This window comes from Cryobacterium sp. TMT2-42-4 (genome assembly GCF_004402645.1).
GTDB classification, from domain to species: Bacteria; Actinomycetota; Actinomycetes; order Actinomycetales; family Microbacteriaceae; genus Cryobacterium; species Cryobacterium sandaracinum.
This window is the reverse complement of sequence record NZ_SOFT01000043.1, coordinates 1-1,241: the sequence shown is the minus strand read 5'-3', so window position 1 is coordinate 1,241 and position 1,241 is coordinate 1. Positions and strand designations below refer to the sequence as shown.

At 62.5% G+C, this 1,241-nt stretch carries 1 protein-coding gene; it reads right to left on the bottom strand.

Annotated elements, in window-relative coordinates:
• Positions 1 to 35: 35 nt before the first annotated feature.
• On the bottom strand, positions 36 to 1,241 hold a 1,206-nt coding region (locus E3O18_RS14335; RefSeq protein ID WP_241978203.1), incomplete at its 5' end, for an IS30 family transposase.

Here is a 1,241-nt window from a genome sequence, read left to right as displayed (position 1 = left end):
GGGCGAATTCCAGCGGTCGTCGCAACACTGATTGGTTAGCTGGATCGCAGTGCGTCGGCGAGGAGCTGGGCTGGTGTTGTCCAACCGAGTCGCTTCCGGGGCCTGTTGTTGATCTTGATCGCGACAGCGGCGAGGTCATCGGCGCTGTGGATGGCGAGGTCGGTGTGCTTGGGGAAGTATTGCCGCAGCAGTCCGTTCATGTTCTCGTTGGATCCGCGTTGCCAGGGCTTGCCGGCGTGAGCGAAGAACACGCCGTCGGTGAAGAGGGAGGCGATCTTGTCGTGGCTGGCCATTTCGGCGCCCTGGTCCCAGGTCAAAGTGCGCCGGAGTTCCTGAGGTAGGGCAGACATCGCGGTGATGAGCGATGCGTTGACTTCAGCTGCGGTGTGCCCGCCGGGGAGGTGGAGGAGGACGGCGTAGCCGCTCTTGCGGTCTACCAGGGTGCCGATCGCCGAACGGGTGCGCGTGCCGATGATGAGGTCGCCTTCCCAGTCTCCGAACCGAGACCTGTCGTTTACGACCTGGGGGCGGTGGTCGATCAGGGTCGCTGGTGCGATGAAGCGTGGGGCGCGTACGTCGGGGCGCCGTCGACGCTTGCGCAGTGCCCTGCCCGTTCTTAGGTGTGGTATCAATTTCCTGGTCAAACCGCTGTTACCCGGCCAGTACAGGGCCTGGTAGATCGTTTCGTGGCACACGTGCCACGATCGTTTCTGTGGGTGAGTGTCTCGTAGCCAGTAGCTGATCTGTTCGGGGCTCCAGTCAAGTTTCAGTTTGTCTTGAACCAGGTCTCGGAGCTGGAGGTCTTGCCCGATGCGCCCTGTTCGCGCCCGTCGGGCCTTCTCTCGAGCTCGAGCGTGGGCCAGGACAGCGTCGTACTGGCCGCGGTCGTGTTTTCGCATGTTGCGGCGAAGCTCGCGGCTGATCGTCGACGGTGACCGGCCAAGTCGCCGGGAGATCTCCCGGATGGAGAATCCTTCTCGTGTGAACAAAGCGATCCGCTCACGTTCGATCAGGCTCAGGTACCGTTCGTGTCTGTCCGCCTCAGCAAGTCGTAGCGGCGCGATCCCACCACGTTGAGATCGCCAACGGTGGCCGGTCGTGCGTCCGATCCCGACGCGCTTCGCGGCGGCGATCGGTCCGATCCCGGCAAGGATGAGTTTCCAATACTCGTCTTCGCGGTTGAGGTTTCTCTTGCGCCCACGTCTGGCCATCTTCACACTCCAAATCTTGGTGGAGTGTTG